We start from the raw sequence: 14,154 nt of genomic DNA on the forward strand, positions 1-14,154 counted from the left end.
GAGATGGTGGCCCCGTGAAGATGACCCGGAGCGTGCGTGTTGGACTGGTACTGGCAGCCGCACTCGCCCTGGCCGGATGTACGGCAACCCCCACCCCTCGGCCGTCGGCCACGGCGAGCTCCGGCACCAGCGAGGCCCCCGCGGTGCCCGCCGAGCTCAAGCCCGAGGGTACCGCCGAGGAAAACCTGCCCTTCTTCGACCAGGTGAACCGTGCCACGGTCGCGGCCAAACCCGAGGCCGTCGGAAAAGACCTGATCGACGGTCTGGTCGCCGCCGGATTTGATAAGGCGGCGATGCAGGTATCCGAGGATAAGACCACGCTGGGCCGTCCGGTGGACGCCATCGAGTTTGCGGTCCTCTGGAAGGATCAGTGCCTGGTGGGTCAGTTCGGTGCCACGGTGCAGGGCTATCACTCCACGGTGCAGCCCAAGCTGGACAACGGCGGTTGCCTCATCGGCAAGACGCGCACGATCGACTGGTAACACTCCGAATCGTTGCCGGCGGGTGACGAACCGGGGAAGCCTGCGCGGCCCGCCGTCGTTTCGGGCTGACGTGGACGCCGATCCCCACTAGACTGGTGTCGATATGGCTGAATACATTTACTCGATGGTCCGCGCCCGCAAGGCGGTTGGCGACAAGGTTATTCTCGACGACGTCACCATGGCGTTCCTCCCCGGAGCGAAGATTGGTGTGGTTGGTCCGAACGGTGCCGGTAAGTCCACGATCCTGAAGATCATGGCGGGCCTCGACACCCCCAGCAACGGTGACGCAAAGCTCACCCCCGGTTTCACCGTGGGCATCCTCATGCAGGAGCCCGAACTGGATGAGACCAAGACCGTGCTGCAGAACGTGCAGGATGGCCTCGGTGAAATCAAGGTTCAGGTAGACCGCTTCAACGCGATCTCCGCCGAGATGGCCGAGCCCGACGCCGACTTCGACGCGCTGCTGGAGGAGATGGGCAAGCTGCAGGAGGCCATCGACGCCGCCGACGCCTGGGACCTCGACTCCCAGCTGGAGCAGGCCATGGACGCCCTGCGTTGCCCGCCCGGTGACGCCGAGATCTCCAACCTCTCCGGTGGTGAGAAGCGCCGCGTTGCGCTCTGCAAGCTCCTGCTGCAGAAGCCCGACCTGCTGCTGCTCGATGAGCCCACCAACCACCTCGACGCCGAGAGCGTGCTGTGGCTTGAGCAGCACCTGTCCAAGTACCCCGGTGCGGTCATGGCCGTGACCCACGACCGGTACTTCCTCGACCACGTGGCCGGTTGGATCTGTGAGGTCGACCGCGGTCGCCTGTACCCCTACGAGGGCAACTACTCGACCTACCTGGAGAAGAAGGCCGAGCGTCTGCAGGTCCAGGGCAAGAAGGACGCCAAGCTGGCCAAGCGCCTGACCGAGGAACTCGAGTGGGTGCGCTCCAACGCCAAGGGTCGTCAGACCAAGTCGAAGGCTCGTCTGGCTCGCTACGAGGAGATGGCGGCCGAGGCCGAGCGGACCCGGAAGTTGGACTTCGAGGAGATTCAGATCCCCGCGGGTCCGCGTCTGGGCTCGGTTGTGCTCGAGGCCAAGAACCTGAACAAGGGCTTCGGCGACCGCACCCTGATCGACGGTCTGAGCTTCTCGCTGCCGCGTAACGGTATCGTCGGAATCATCGGCCCCAACGGTGTGGGTAAGACCACCCTGTTCAAGACCATCGTGGGCATCGAGCCGCTGGATGGCGGCGAGCTCAAGGTTGGCGAGACCGTCAAGCTGAGCTACGTTGACCAGTCCCGTGGCGGCATCGACCCGGAGAAGACCCTGTGGGAGGTTGTGTCCGACGGACTCGACTACATCCAGGTGGGCAACGTCGAGATCCCCTCGCGCGCCTACGTCTCGACCTTCGGATTCAAGGGTCCGGACCAGCAGAAGAAGGCCGGGGTGCTCTCCGGTGGTGAGCGCAACCGTCTGAACCTGGCGCTGACCCTGAAGCAGGGTGGAAACCTCCTGCTGCTCGATGAGCCCACCAACGACCTCGACGTGGAAACCCTCTCGAGCCTCGAGAACGCCCTGCTGGAGTTCCCCGGTTGCGCCGTGGTCATCACCCACGACCGGTGGTTCCTGGACCGCATCGCGACCCACATTCTCGCGTATGAGGGCACCGAGGAGAACCCGGCCTCCTGGTACTGGTTCGAGGGTAACTTCGAATCCTACGAGGAGAACAAGATCGAGCGTCTCGGCCCCGACGCCGCGAAGCCGTCGCGCGCCTCGTACCGCAAGCTCACCCGCGACTAGCTGATTCTCGGCGGTCTGCGGCGGGGAAACCCGCCCAGGCCGCCGTTTTTCATTCCCCGATGGAGGTTCTGTTATGAAGATTGATGTGCCACTGCCCCTGCGCTGGTCGGACCTGGACGCCTACAACCACGTCAACAACGTGGAGTTTTTCCGCCTGCTGGAGGAGGCCCGCGTGCGGGTGTTCTGGACCCGGCAGCCCGGGGAATCCGATCTGCCCGCCGATCTGGCGGTCATCTCGGCCGAGGCCGGCTCGGGCATCATGACCCTGATCGGGTCGCAGCGGATCGAATATTTGGCACCGCTGTCCTACCGCCAGAAGCCCATCATCATTCGCCTGTGGGTGGCGCGTCTGGGTGGTGCCTCGATGGAGGTGCACTACGAGGTGCGGGACGGCGCCGCCGAGGATGCCACGGTTTTTGCGATCGCCTCGACCACGATGGTCCTGGTGGATGCCGCCTCGGGTCGACCGATGCGGGTACCCGCCGAACAGCGTGAGGCGTGGACGCCGCTGCTGGAGGACCCGGTGGTCTTCCGCGAACGCTAGCCACAACCGGAAACGGCCCCGATTATTCGGGGCCGTTTCTGCGTGTGGAGCCTAGTCGCGCGCGTCGGGGACCCGAACCATGCCCTCCTGGGCGATGCTGGCAACCAGGTTTCCGGCACGGTCAAAGATCTTCCCGCGGGACAGGCCGCGACCGCCGCGAGCCGAAATCGACTCCTGGACGTACAGCAGCCACTCGTCGGCGCGGGCCGGACGATGCCACCACATCGCGTGGTCCAGGCTGGCAATCTTCAGGCCCGGGGTGGCCCAGGGGATGCCGTGGGCGCGCAGGATCGGCTCCAGGATCGTATAGTCGCTGGCATAGGCGATGGCGGCGCGGTGCAGCAGGTCGTTATCCGGCATGTCTCCCAGGACACGCATCCAGACGGCCTGGTGCGGGGTCTTTTCGGGCACCTGGAAGTAGATCGGCGTGGGGATGTGTCGAATATCGAAGGCGCGGCCGGTGGCCCACTGCTTGGCCACCGGGTTGTCGATGCCGGCGAGCATATCGGCGGCGCTGGGCAGCGTTTCGGGATCGGGGATGCCCGCGGGCATCTCATCCTGGTGTTCGAGGCCCGGATCCTCGTCCTGGAACGAGGCGATCATCGAAAAGATCGGGCGTCCGTCCTGATAGGCCTGGGTGCGCCGGGTGCTGAAGGAGCGACCGTCGTGGATGCGGTCCACCGAGAAGGTGATCGGCAGATCGACGTTGCCGGGCCGCAGGAAGTAGCCGTGCATCGAGTGCACAAACCGGTCATCCGCCACGGTGCGGGCGGCGGCCACCACGGACTGTGCGAGTACCTGTCCACCAAAGACGCGTCCGCCGGGGGCCCACTCCGAGGGTCCGGTGAAGATGTCCTCGCTGGTTCGGGCACCGGTATCGGTCAGATCCAGCGCGTGCAGCAGCGAGTCGAGAGGGGCAGACATAGAACTCCTTGTTGGTAAAACCTACGGGCTCTAGTTTAGGCCGCCTCGCGACGGCGGGTTGGGAATGCCGGGGCGTCCCGGATAGTTTAGAGGTGTGATGGATACCTCCTTTACCCTGGCCGATTCCGAAACCCGATCCGACCTGAGCGTGTTTGTGCAACGCGCCGGACGCGTGGATCGGGAGGCTGTGCGCCTGGTGGGCGCCGGGGGAGTGCTCGCGGTGTCCAGCCCGGTTTTGGTCCCGCGCGGCATCCTGTCCAGCGGACCCACGATCCTCGGGCTGCGCACGTTTGCGCTGGCCGAGGACGCCTCCTTTGACACCGTGGTGGCTCCCGCCTCGGTTCTGGAACGGTTGGCCCGGCTCGATGCGCTGGGGACCGCGCTGCACGAGGTGCGCCTGCCTCCCGCCGAGGTTCGCGCCTCCTGGTCGGGAATCGCCGCGCCGCGCGGGGGCTGGGAGCGCACCGGAAGCGTGAGCGCGGGGGTACTGCGGGCCGGTGCCCGCGCCGGGGTCGCCGAGATTGCCGCCGCGCTGCCCGCCAATGCCGGGGATCCCATCGTGGCCGGGGTGCGCATGGGCGTCTGGGGACGCGACCTTGAGGACGCCCCGGGCCTTCCCGGCGGCGTGGCCTTCGCCGCCGATGCGCTGGGTTTCCTGGGACCCGATGACGCCGAGGAACTTGCGATTTTCACCTCCGGGTCCTGGACCCGAATCACCAGCCTGCGCGGTCACGTCCTGGTGCGTCGCTCGGGCGGCGGCCTGCTGGTGAACTAGTGTCGCGGCCGGTATCGACACGCTGTGACGAGTCGCGGCGGGACACATCCTCGGCTCATCTCCGCCCGAGGCTTGCCCGTCACCGGGCCTGCTCGGATAATAGGGTGATGGACCTGCCCTTGCCGCCCAGCGCCCCGACGATTCCGATCCGGGAAGATCTGCGGCTTCGCCCGTGGCGCGTCGGCGACGAGGATGTCTTGACCGCCGCCTGCCAGGACCCGGAGATTCAGCGCTGGACCACGATCCCCACCCCGTACACCCGCGAGAATGCCGACTTTTTCTTGGAGATTACCGCGAGCGATTGGGCGTCGGGCGCCGGCGGGTCGCTGGCGCTGGTGAACCCGAGGGAGGACGTTCCGTTTGGCTCATTCGGTTTTGTGAGTATCCGCGCCGACCATCGAGCCGCCGAGATCGGTTACTGGCTCGCAGCTGAGCAGCGCGGCCACGGCTATGCGTCCTCCGCGGTGATCGCGCTGAGCGAGTACGCGCTGGGTCTGGTCGGCCTGGACGAGGTATACCTGCGCATTGATCCGCTCAACCTTGCTTCGGCGGCCGTGGCTCGCCGCGCCGGATTCGAACGCACCGAGACCGCGGTGGCCGATGCCCGGACCCCCGAGCTACTCGACACCTACACCCGCTTCGCCGCGCGCGCTGGACACTCCGCCCGCTAGTCCCGGGAGCGAGTCTCGCCGCGCGCCGCGTCGTGTGGCGTTTGGGTTACTCCTCGAACGTGTTGACCATCGCGGTGGCGGCACGGGAGAGGTAGTCCCAGAGGATCGCGTCATCGGCGGGGGAGAGGTTCATCTTGTCGACCCCGGCGCGCATGTGGATCAGCCAGCGGTCGCGCGCGGCGGGGTTCACCTTGAACGCGTTGTGACGCATGCGCAGGCGGGGGTGACCGCGCTGCTCGGAGTATGTGGTGGGTCCGCCCCAGTACTGCTCCAGGAACATCAGCATGCGCTCGGTCGCCGGCCCCAGATCTTCCTCGGGGTACATCGGGCGGAGGATCGGGTCGTCGGCGATGCCGCGATAGAACTCGTTCACCAGGATCTCAAAGGCCGGGCGGCCGCCAAAGCGCTCATAGTCGGTGCGACCGAGCAGGTTTTTGGGATACTGACCCTCGGGGGTGGACATAACGCTCCTTCTCAATCCTCCGGCACGTATCCGGCCGGGCACCTGGGTGCCCTTCCAGCCTACTCGGTGGGCGGAGTCTGCCCCGCCGGGTTATCCCCGGTGGACTTGCGTCGCGGCGCACGCTTGGAGGCGGGCTTGTCATCCGCCGGCGGCTTGGTGAGGCTCTGGTTGACGGTTCCGATCGGGCGGGTGCGCGGCGGCTTGGCCCCGAGGACGCTGCCCGCGCTGTCGAAGCCGGACAGGACCACGGCCTCGAGCGAAGTGAGCGGCACTTCCTGCTCGCGGAAGTCCTGGAACAGGCGGGTGCGCAGCTCGCGGGAGACATCATCCTTGGCGGCGGTGCGGGTTTTGACCACCACGCGTACCACCAGGGCGTCGGCCGACACCGACTCGATGCCCCAGACCTCGGGGCGATCGATGATGCGCGAGCGCCACTTCGGCGTGTGGGCGAGCGTGTTTGCGGTTTCCAGCGCCAGCTCCTGGGCGTGAACCACATCGGAGGTGTAGGGCACCGCGAGGTCCACGATCACGCGGGACCATCCCTGAGAGGTGTTTCCCACTCGGAGGACCTCGCCGTTGCGGACAAACCAGAGTGTGCCGTTGACGTCGCGAATCTGTGTGACCCGGATTCCCACCCGCTCCACTACGCCGGTGGCGAGGGTGGTGGCGCCGCCAAGCTCCACCACGTCGCCCACGCCCAGCTGATCCTCCATCACCATGAACAGGCCGTTGAAGACGTCCTTGACGATGTTCTGCGCACCAAAACCGAGGCCGGCACCGAGGGCCGCGGTGAGCAGGGAGAGTGAGCCGATGAGCTTATCGTCAATCACGTTGACGATCATCACGATAGCGATAATCACCACGACCACGTTGACGATGTTGCTCATCACGGTGCCCAGGGTGCGGGTGCGCTGGACCAGTCGGACCGCGGCGAGCGGGGAGACACTCAGCGCCTGCGTGTCCTCGGCTCCCTGGTTCTTTTTGACGCCGTTGACGATCTGGCTGACCACCCGGCGGATGAACAGGCGCAGAATCCACGATGCGATGATGGCGCCCGCGATGATCAGTGCTACCTGCACAAGCTTGCCCAGCGGGCTCAGCATGAAGGCGCCGATGGTGTCCCAGATGTTCTGTACGACGACGTCCGGGGTGGTGGGGGTGTCCGGTGTGGTTGCCATGCCTGAAAGTGTAGCGGCGGGCACCCGGGAGATCCTGGATGCCCGCCGCTAACGGGTGGTGTCGCGCGTGGCGACCGCCGAATGTACCGGCTTTAGATTAGCCCTGAGCGTCGCGTAGATTGGCCCTGAGCGTCGCGTGGATTAGCCCTGAGCGTCGCGCTCGCGTGCCGCCAGGGCGCGCTCGGTGCCGGCGACGGCCTCGAGAACGATCCGGCGCAGTGCGGCGGGGCGCTCGGCGTTGGCCGCGAGCCAGGCGTGGGCGGCGTCGCGCAGATCGGAGTCGATCAGCGCGGACGGGTACAGGCCCGAGATCAGCGGTTCGGCCACGTGGTAGGCACGCTTTTCCCACAGGTCGGCGATGGCGTCGAAGTACAGGGTGCGGAAGGGCTCCTGATCGGCGGCATCGTGCAGACGCTGGAAGCCCAGCGTGGTGGCCGAGACGATGGCGTTGGCGGCGGAGTCATCCACCACCACGCTGTCCCAGGCGCGCTGCTTGGCGGCGACACCCGGCAGGGCGGCGCGAGCCTGAGCGGCGGCCTTGGCTCCACCGGCGGTGTTGTCGGCGGCCAGGGCGGCGTCGATCTCGGCGTCACCCACGCGACCACCGGTTGCCAGGGCGCTCAGCAGCTCCCAACGCAGGTCGGTGTCCACGGTCAGCTCGGCGAGGGTCTCGCTCCCGTCCAGCAGGGCGGCGACCACGTCGAGGTGAGCGTCGGTGTTGGAGACGGCGGCGAAGAACTTCACGAACTGGAACTGGGCGTCGCTGCCGGCCTCGGCACCGCGGGCCAGGGCCAGCAGGCCGTCGCCCACCTTGGCCAGGGTCTCCTCGCGGGTGTCCTCGGCCACATAGGCCTCGGCCGCGAGCAGCAGCTGGTTCAGGGTGGTGCGCAGGGTGGTGGACTCGGTCTCGGTGGCGATGTGGTTCAGCACCAGGTCGACGTAGTCGCGGGCCGGGGTCTCGGCATCGCGCGTGGCGTCCCAGGCGCTGCTCCACACCAGGGCACGGGCCAGCGGGTCACTGATGTCGGCGAGGTGCTGTGTAGCAACCTCAAGGGAGGCGGCATCCAGACGAATCTTGGCGTAGGCCAGGTCGTCGTCGTTCAGCAGGACGAGGTCCGGACGGGTGCGACCGATCAGCTCGGCCACCTCGGTGCGCTCGCCATCCACGTCGAGTTCCAGACGGTTCTCGCGGACCAGCTTGCCGTCGACCAGGTTGTAGAACCCGATGGCCAGGCGGTGCGGGCGGATGGTGGGGTAGTCGGCCGCGGCGCTCTGCAGGATCGCGAACGAGGTGATCACGCCGGCCTCGTCAACCTCAATCTCGGGACGCAGCGTGTTGACGCCGGCGGTCTCCAGCCACAGGGTCGACCACTCGGAGAGGTCGCGGCCCGAGGCCTTTTCCAGCTCAACCAGCAGGTCGGCCAGCACGGTGTTGCCGAAGGCGTGCTTCTTGAAGTACGCGGAGACACCGGCGTAGAACGCGTCGATGCCAACCCAGGCGGCGAGCTGCTTGAGTACCGATCCACCCTTGGCGTAGGTGATGCCGTCGAAGTTCACCAGCACGTCGTTGAGGTCGTTGATCTCGGCGACGATCGGGTGGGTCGAGGGCAGCTGGTCCTGACGGTACGCCCAGGCCTTCTCCATGGCGGCGAAGGTGGTCCATGCCTCGGTCCACTCGGTGGCCTCGGCGGTGGCGATGGTCGATGCCCACTCGGCGAAGGACTCATTCAGCCACAGGTCGTTCCACCAGCGCATGGTCACGAGGTCTCCGAACCACATGTGGGCCAGCTCGTGCAGTACGGTGACCACGCGACGCTCCTTGATGGCGTCGGTGACCTTGGAGCGGAAGACGTAGGTCTCGGTGAAGGTGACCGCACCGGCGTTTTCCATGGCACCCATGTTGTACTCGGGCACAAACATCTGGTCGTACTTGGCGAAGGGGTAGGGCACGTCGAACTTGTCTTCGAAGAAGGTGAAGCCCTCGCGGGTCTTGTCGAAGATGTAGTCGGCGTCCATGTACTCGGCCATCGAGGCGCGGGCGAAGACACCCAGCGGGATCACGCGGCCATCGCTCGAGGTGAGCTCCGAGCGCCAGACCTGGTACGGACCGGCCACCAGGGCGGTGATGTACGAGGAGATGCGCGGGGTAGGCTCAAAGCTCCAGGTGCCCGACCCGTTGCCGTTGTCCACAGGATCGGGGGTGGGGGAGTTGGAGATGACCTGCCAGGCCAGCGGCGCGGTCACGGTGAAGATGAAGGCTGCCTTGAGGTCGGGCTGCTCGAAGACCGCGTAGACCTGGCGGGAGTCGGGAACCTCGAACTGGCTGTAGAGGTAAACCTCGTTGTCGGCGGGGTCGACGAAGCGGTGCAGGCCCTGACCGGTGTTGGTGTAGGCGTGGTCGGCGTCGACCACCAGCACGTTGTGCTCGGCCAGGCCGGCCAGCGCGATGCGGCTGTCATCGTTGATGGCGGCCACGTCCAGCGCGGTGCCGTTCAGGGTGACCGAGTGTACGGTGCGGGTCACGGCGTCGATGAAGGTCGAGCTGCCCGGGGTCGCGGTGAACGTCACGGTGCTCACGGTGCGGAAGACCTCGTCACCGGTGGTGAGGTCAATGTTGATGTCGTAGGACTCGACCGAGACGATGGAGGCGCGCTCGGCGGCCTCGGTCCGGGTCAGGTTTTCTCCGGGCAATTTCACTCCTTGCAGTGGATGGGATTGTGTCCAACATTCAGCGTACCGCGTGATCGGCCCGGAATACCGGGGTTGTGGAAAGCCCGCGGTGTGTGACGACTTGTGGAGGAAAGACACGCCGGGTATTGTTCTAGTTGAAGTAGAACAAGTGGAGGTGGAATGTTTCTGACGGTAGATCCACAATCGCCGGTCACGCTCTATGAGCAGCTTGCGGCGAGCGTACGCGCGGGCATCCTAGACGGCAGCATTGCCCACGGCGAGCGCCTGCCCAGTGCCCGCGAACTCGCCGGATCCCTCGACCTGAACGTGCACACGGTGCTGCGTGCGTACCAGGCTCTGCGCGAGGAGGGGCTGCTCGATCTGCGCCGTGGCCGCGGTGCCGTCATCACCGCGCCCAGTCGAGATCTGGCCGAGGTGACGGCGGCGCTGGACGCCCTGATCGGCGCCGCGAGCGCCGCCAGAATCGGCCCCGACACCCTTATCTCGCTTGTTCGCGCCCGCTTATCATCCACCCAGACCACCCAGGAAGGCCCCCGATGAACCTCACCGTCACCCCCACTCGCACCGCGGCCCAGACCCGGCTGGTGGCACTGTTTGCCCTGATCCTTCCCGCCCTGGCCGGTCTCGCCGCGGCGGGGCTGATTCGCGCCTGGCGCGATGACCTGCCCGCCGAGGTGATCACCCACTGGGGTCTCGCCGGCGAGGCAAATGGCTGGACCTCGGTCGCCTGGCTCCCCGTGGCGGTGGGACTCCCGATACTCGGGGTCGCGCTGCTTCTGGGCCTGCTGATTCTGCTTCCCAGCGCCGCGCGCGGTGGACGCCTGGGCATCGCCCTGCGCTCGGGGTTTTCCTGCCTGATTGGTGGGCTCCTGGCCGCCCTGCTTCCCGCGACCGTGATCCGTCAACGCACGGGACCGGGCCAGGATGATCCGTCGGTGCTGATTCCATTTTTTGTGGTGGCCGTCGCCTGGGTAGCGCTCAGCGTCCTCGGGACCATCCTCATCCGGCGGGCGTTTCCCGCCGATGTCGCGACGCCCGAGAGCGAGGCGAACGCCCCAACTCTGGACCTCCCCGCCGATGCCCGTGCGGTGTGGATCGCCTCCGCCTCCATCGGCACCCTGATGCGGGTGGTACTCGGTGTGGTCCTGCTCGGCCTGATCACGCTGCTGGCCTGGCAGCTACTGGTGGATTCCGAATTCAACCCGGTCGCCGCGATCATCACCGCGGTCATCGTGGTGGTGCTGGTGTCGGTCCTCTCGATGTTCTCGTGGCGGTTGCGGGCCGATCGGGCGGGCTTCCGCGCGCACGCGACCCTCGGCTGGCCTCGGGTGGAGATTCCACTCGACGAGATCGTGGGCGCACACGTGGTGGAGGTCAACCCGGTCGCCGACTTCGGTGGATGGGGATGGCGCGTGGGCGCTAACAGACGACTGGGGATCATCCTGCGTTCCGGCTCCGCCCTCGAGGTAGAGCGTCGGGACGGGCGGCGCCTGGTTATCACCCTGGCCGACCCGCAGACTCCCGCGGCTCTGCTGAACACCCTGGTGCAGCGAGGCAAGTGGCCCGCGACTGCCGCGGACTAGCCCCGCGCGGCCACTGCGCCGTTCCGTATCTGTCGCGGACTCACCCTGCGCGGTCAATGCGACATTATGCGACGCGGCCCATGCTCGGCGCAGACCCGGGGGTTACGGTGAGGGGGAACCCGACACACACCTGTGACAATCGGGTTCACCCCGATGATTCGTGCCACCTGCAGGCCGAGATCATCCGCACCGGTGGCGATTGAACCCCCTTCTCGCCACCGGTGTATTCCCGGTAGGCTCGGATCACCCGCCGAGCAAGGAGCCCGTGATGAGTGCAGAGGATGCAGCCACCCCGACCGGATCGCGTGTGCGCACCCGGGCTCGACTGTTGTTTTTGGTGCCACCGATGATTCCCGGGGTGATCGGTTCCCTGGTGCTGGCCCTCTGGTCTCCGCGTTTGCCCGTGCAGGTGGTGTCGCAGTGGTCGATGATCACGGGCGAGGCAACCAGTACCATCCCGCTGGGCTGGACCATCGTGTTCCCGCTGCTATTTGCGCTGCTCATCACGCTGATCATCGCGGTGCCCGCATTCTGGGTCATCCGTGGACAGACCCCGGCCAATACGATCGCCGTGCAGCAGGGCATCGGGACGGCTATCGCCGGGGTCGGCGTGGTGATCCTGCTGTCGATAACCGTGCTGCAGCTCAATCGTGACGGACAGACCTGGGCCAACTCGGTCCTCCCGATCCTGATCGCCGGGGCGCTGTGGTGCATCATCGCGAGTGTGGCCGCGGCCAGGGTCCGCCGGATCATCCCCAAACTGCGCGCCGTCCGCGTGGAGAACGGGTAAATTCCCCTCCGCTCCTGCGCAAATTCCCAGCCTTGCCGATTGCGCATGCGTGGCGTTCACGAATGCGATTGAATAGGGACATGGATACCGTAGATTTCTGGTTTGACCCGTCGTGCCCCTGGGCCTGGATGACCTCCCGCTGGGTCGATAATGTGTCCGCGCAGCGTGAGCTGAATGTGACCTGGCACCCGATGAGCCTCGCCGTGCTCAACGAAAACAACGCCGACCTCACCGAGGAGCGTCGTGCGGGCCTGGCCAAGGTGCTGCGGTACAACCGCCTGGTGACCGGTGTGGCCGAAGAGGTCGGCCCCGAGCACATCAAGCCGCTGTACGACGCCCTGGGCACCCGCATTCACCCGGGTGGACGCACCGATCAGGATGCGATCATCGCCGAGGCGCTCGCCGAGGTGGGCCTGGATGCCGGCCTGGCTGCCCTCGCCGATTCCGAGGCGCACGATGTCGCGCTGCGTGAGAGCCACGGCAGCGGAATCGCGCTGGTGGGTCAGGATGTGGGCACCCCGATTATCGCCGTCAACGGCACCGCCTTCTTCGGTCCGGTCATCTCCCCGGCACCCGCCGGCGAGGAGGCCCTGCGCCTCTGGGACGGAGTGCTCGCGGTATCCTCGTACCCGGGCTTCTTTGAGCTCAAGCGCTCGCGCACCGTCGGCCCCATCTTCAACTAAAGGATTTTCACGAATCATGCGTATTCACGTCGCCACCGATCACGCCGGCCTCGAATTTAGTCGCGCGCTGCAGGACCACCTGGTGAGCCTGGGCCACGAGGTGGTGGACCACGGTCCCACCTCCTACGATGCCCTGGATGATTACCCGGCCTTCTGCATCAACGCGGCCGCCGCGACCGTGGCCGACCAGCGTGCCGGCGTTCAGGCGCTCGGTGTGGTGTTTGGCGGATCGGGCAACGGCGAGGCCATCGCCGCCAACAAGGTTGAGGGTGTGCGCGCCGCGCTGGTGTGGAACCACTCCACCGCCACGCTGGCTCGCGATCACAACGACGCCAACGTCATCTCGATCGGCGCCCGCCAGCACGAGGAGTCCGAGGTGCTCGCCTTCGTGGAGGCCTTCATCGCCGAGCCCTTCTCGCAGGATGAGCGTCACGTGCGTCGCATTGCACAGCTGGCCGAGTATGAGACCACCGGTGATATCGCCGGTAAGGGTGTCGAGCGCCCGGTTTCGCGCGGCTAGTCGACCGTGCCCGAGGGACACTCCGTACACCGCATCGCGCGGCAGTTTGAACGCAATTTTCTGAACACCCCCGTGTTTGCATCGAGCCCGCAGGGGCGCTTTGCCGAGGGTGCCGAGGTCCTTAGCGGTCATGAACTGCTGCGAGTGGACGCGGTCGGAAAGCAGATGTTTGCCGAGTTTGATGGGGACCTCTGGCTGCGGGTGCACCTCGGGCTCTACGGGGCGTGGGATTTTGCCGGAAGTATCACCACCGATCCCACGATTGCCAGCGCATCGGGGCGGATGGGGCAGACCAACCAGCGCGGAACCGCGCTGGATCCCGGACTGCTGATCGATCGCGGCGGGGAGGACTCGATCGCCTCGATCGGCGCTCCGCGCAACGCCCGGATGCGCATGTCCGAGCAGACCAAGGCGCTGGCCGGCACCGAGGACGAGACGTTCCCACCGGAACCGGTGGGCCAGGTGCGCCTGCGCCTCCTCACCGAGACCGCGGTGGCGGACCTGCGCGGCCCGACCGCGTGCGAGGTCATGACCCCGGACGCGGTTCAGGCAAAGATCGACTCCCTGGGCCCGGATCCGCTGACCGATGACTCGGCCGCGGCCGAGGAGAAGTTTGTGGCCGCCGTACGCAAGCGGCAGGTCGCCATCGGGCAGCTGCTGATGGACCAGTCGGTGGTCGCCGGGATCGGCAACGTCTATCGCGCCGAAATGCTCTTCCGGGCCGCGCTCAACCCGCATATCCCGGGCAAGCAGGTCCCCGAGGATGTGGTGCGTGGGCTCTGGCGCGACTGGGGTGTGCTGCTGCGGATCGGCGTGGAAACCGGCCAGATGATGACCATGGACGACCTGGATCCCGAAGCCTATGTGGCGGCGATGGGGAACCTCGCCGATCGGCACTGGGTCTACCGCCGGGCCGGTCTGCCGTGCCGACGCTGCGGCACCAACATCGCCCTTGAGGTGATGCAGGCCCGCAAACTCTACTGGTGTCCCGGCTGCCAGCTCTAGACACAACACGAACCCCGGTCCACTCGGACCGGGGTTCGTGTTTTTAGCGTGGTGCAAAA

15 protein-coding genes are annotated in these 14,154 nt (G+C 66.6%); 11 read left to right on the top strand and 4 right to left on the bottom strand.

The features are described 5' to 3' along the window. Positions 1-20: 20 nt before the first annotated feature. From M2390_RS05035 to M2390_RS05045, 3 genes are all read left to right on the top strand, one after another. A complete protein-coding gene (locus tag M2390_RS05035; protein WP_259177779.1) occupies positions 21-482 on the top strand; it encodes a DUF6993 domain-containing protein in 462 nt (153 codons plus the stop codon). Between the two features lie 103 nt (positions 483-585). Then, on the top strand, positions 586-2,268 hold the full coding sequence (ettA, locus tag M2390_RS05040; protein WP_121688903.1) for an energy-dependent translational throttle protein EttA: 1,683 nt from the start codon (positions 586-588) through the stop codon (positions 2,266-2,268). 73 nt (positions 2,269-2,341) lie between these two features. Next, complete coding sequence (locus tag M2390_RS05045) at positions 2,342-2,812, top strand: thioesterase family protein (protein WP_259177459.1); 471 nt, start codon at positions 2,342-2,344, stop codon at positions 2,810-2,812. A 51-nt stretch (positions 2,813-2,863) separates the two neighbouring features. Here the strand turns inward: M2390_RS05045 and M2390_RS05050 are convergent, their stop codons facing one another. Further along, the gene (locus tag M2390_RS05050) at positions 2,864-3,736 is read right to left on the bottom strand and encodes an acyl-CoA thioesterase II (RefSeq protein ID WP_259177460.1); all 873 of its coding nucleotides are present in this window, start codon (positions 3,734-3,736) and stop codon (positions 2,864-2,866) included. Between the two features lie 97 nt (positions 3,737-3,833). Between M2390_RS05050 and M2390_RS05055 the strand changes: the two genes are divergently transcribed. Both M2390_RS05055 and M2390_RS05060 read left to right on the top strand, forming a co-directional pair. Continuing rightward, entirely contained in the window at positions 3,834-4,511 is a 678-nt protein-coding gene (locus M2390_RS05055) for a hypothetical protein (RefSeq protein WP_259177461.1), read from the top strand. Between the two features lie 107 nt (positions 4,512-4,618). Further along, a complete protein-coding gene (locus tag M2390_RS05060) occupies positions 4,619-5,182 on the top strand; it encodes a GNAT family N-acetyltransferase (RefSeq protein WP_259177462.1) in 564 nt (187 codons plus the stop codon). 46 nt (positions 5,183-5,228) lie between these two features. Here the strand turns inward: M2390_RS05060 and M2390_RS05065 are convergent, their stop codons facing one another. The 3 genes from M2390_RS05065 to pepN all read right to left on the bottom strand — a co-directional run bounded on the left by M2390_RS05065 (position 5,229) and on the right by pepN (position 9,514). Continuing rightward, complete coding sequence (locus M2390_RS05065; RefSeq protein ID WP_121688898.1) at positions 5,229-5,645, bottom strand: globin; 417 nt, start codon at positions 5,643-5,645, stop codon at positions 5,229-5,231. Positions 5,646-5,704: 59 nt separating this feature from the next. Continuing rightward, complete coding sequence (locus M2390_RS05070; protein WP_259177463.1) at positions 5,705-6,823, bottom strand: mechanosensitive ion channel family protein; 1,119 nt, start codon at positions 6,821-6,823, stop codon at positions 5,705-5,707. 141 nt (positions 6,824-6,964) lie between these two features. After that, positions 6,965-9,514, bottom strand: a complete 2,550-nt coding sequence (pepN, locus tag M2390_RS05075; RefSeq protein WP_259177464.1) for an aminopeptidase N — start codon at positions 9,512-9,514, stop codon at positions 6,965-6,967. A gap of 159 nt (positions 9,515-9,673) precedes the next feature. Between pepN and M2390_RS05080 the strand changes: the two genes are divergently transcribed. The 6 genes from M2390_RS05080 to M2390_RS05105 all read left to right on the top strand — a co-directional run bounded on the left by M2390_RS05080 (position 9,674) and on the right by M2390_RS05105 (position 14,095). Then, on the top strand, positions 9,674-10,054 hold the full coding sequence (locus tag M2390_RS05080) for a GntR family transcriptional regulator (protein ID WP_187978013.1): 381 nt from the start codon (positions 9,674-9,676) through the stop codon (positions 10,052-10,054). Beyond that, entirely contained in the window at positions 10,051-11,097 is a 1,047-nt protein-coding gene (locus tag M2390_RS05085) for a DUF1648 domain-containing protein (protein WP_259177465.1), read from the top strand. The genes M2390_RS05080 and M2390_RS05085 overlap by 4 nt, the downstream gene beginning before the upstream one ends. Positions 11,098-11,365: 268 nt before the next feature. Next, entirely contained in the window at positions 11,366-11,887 is a 522-nt protein-coding gene (locus tag M2390_RS05090; protein WP_259177466.1) for a hypothetical protein, read from the top strand. A gap of 80 nt (positions 11,888-11,967) precedes the next feature. Further along, positions 11,968-12,570 carry a DsbA family protein gene (locus tag M2390_RS05095; protein WP_259177467.1) on the top strand — a complete coding sequence of 201 codons (603 nt, stop codon included), beginning with the start codon at positions 11,968-11,970 and terminating at the stop codon, positions 12,568-12,570. A gap of 16 nt (positions 12,571-12,586) precedes the next feature. Then, positions 12,587-13,090, top strand: coding sequence for a ribose-5-phosphate isomerase (locus tag M2390_RS05100; RefSeq protein ID WP_030148811.1), 504 nt, complete (start codon positions 12,587-12,589; stop codon positions 13,088-13,090). A 6-nt stretch (positions 13,091-13,096) separates the two neighbouring features. Further along, positions 13,097-14,095 (top strand): Fpg/Nei family DNA glycosylase, encoded by a 999-nt coding sequence (locus M2390_RS05105; protein ID WP_259177468.1) that lies wholly within the window; start codon positions 13,097-13,099, stop codon positions 14,093-14,095. The last annotated feature ends 59 nt before the right edge of the window (positions 14,096-14,154 follow it).

Source organism: Mycetocola sp. BIGb0189, assembly GCF_024810155.1.
GTDB classification, from domain to species: Bacteria; Actinomycetota; Actinomycetes; order Actinomycetales; family Microbacteriaceae; genus Mycetocola; species Mycetocola lacteus.

What these genes read in the sequence shown, in the direction of transcription:
- M2390_RS05035 (WP_259177779.1), top strand. Translation starts at nt 21, where the DNA reads ATGACCCGGAGCGTGCGTGTTGGACTGGTACTGGCAGCCGCACTCGCC.
- ettA (WP_121688903.1), top strand. Translation starts at nt 586, where the DNA reads ATGGCTGAATACATTTACTCGATGGTCCGCGCCCGCAAGGCGGTTGGC.
- M2390_RS05045 (WP_259177459.1), top strand. Translation starts at nt 2,342, where the DNA reads ATGAAGATTGATGTGCCACTGCCCCTGCGCTGGTCGGACCTGGACGCC.
- M2390_RS05050 (WP_259177460.1), bottom strand. Translation starts at nt 3,736, where the DNA reads ATGTCTGCCCCTCTCGACTCGCTGCTGCACGCGCTGGATCTGACCGAT.
- M2390_RS05055 (WP_259177461.1), top strand. Translation starts at nt 3,834, where the DNA reads ATGGATACCTCCTTTACCCTGGCCGATTCCGAAACCCGATCCGACCTG.
- M2390_RS05060 (WP_259177462.1), top strand. Translation starts at nt 4,619, where the DNA reads ATGGACCTGCCCTTGCCGCCCAGCGCCCCGACGATTCCGATCCGGGAA.
- M2390_RS05065 (WP_121688898.1), bottom strand. Translation starts at nt 5,645, where the DNA reads ATGTCCACCCCCGAGGGTCAGTATCCCAAAAACCTGCTCGGTCGCACC.
- M2390_RS05070 (WP_259177463.1), bottom strand. Translation starts at nt 6,823, where the DNA reads ATGGCAACCACACCGGACACCCCCACCACCCCGGACGTCGTCGTACAG.
- M2390_RS05080 (WP_187978013.1), top strand. Translation starts at nt 9,674, where the DNA reads ATGTTTCTGACGGTAGATCCACAATCGCCGGTCACGCTCTATGAGCAG.
- M2390_RS05085 (WP_259177465.1), top strand. Translation starts at nt 10,051, where the DNA reads ATGAACCTCACCGTCACCCCCACTCGCACCGCGGCCCAGACCCGGCTG.
- M2390_RS05090 (WP_259177466.1), top strand. Translation starts at nt 11,366, where the DNA reads ATGAGTGCAGAGGATGCAGCCACCCCGACCGGATCGCGTGTGCGCACC.
- M2390_RS05095 (WP_259177467.1), top strand. Translation starts at nt 11,968, where the DNA reads ATGGATACCGTAGATTTCTGGTTTGACCCGTCGTGCCCCTGGGCCTGG.
- M2390_RS05100 (WP_030148811.1), top strand. Translation starts at nt 12,587, where the DNA reads ATGCGTATTCACGTCGCCACCGATCACGCCGGCCTCGAATTTAGTCGC.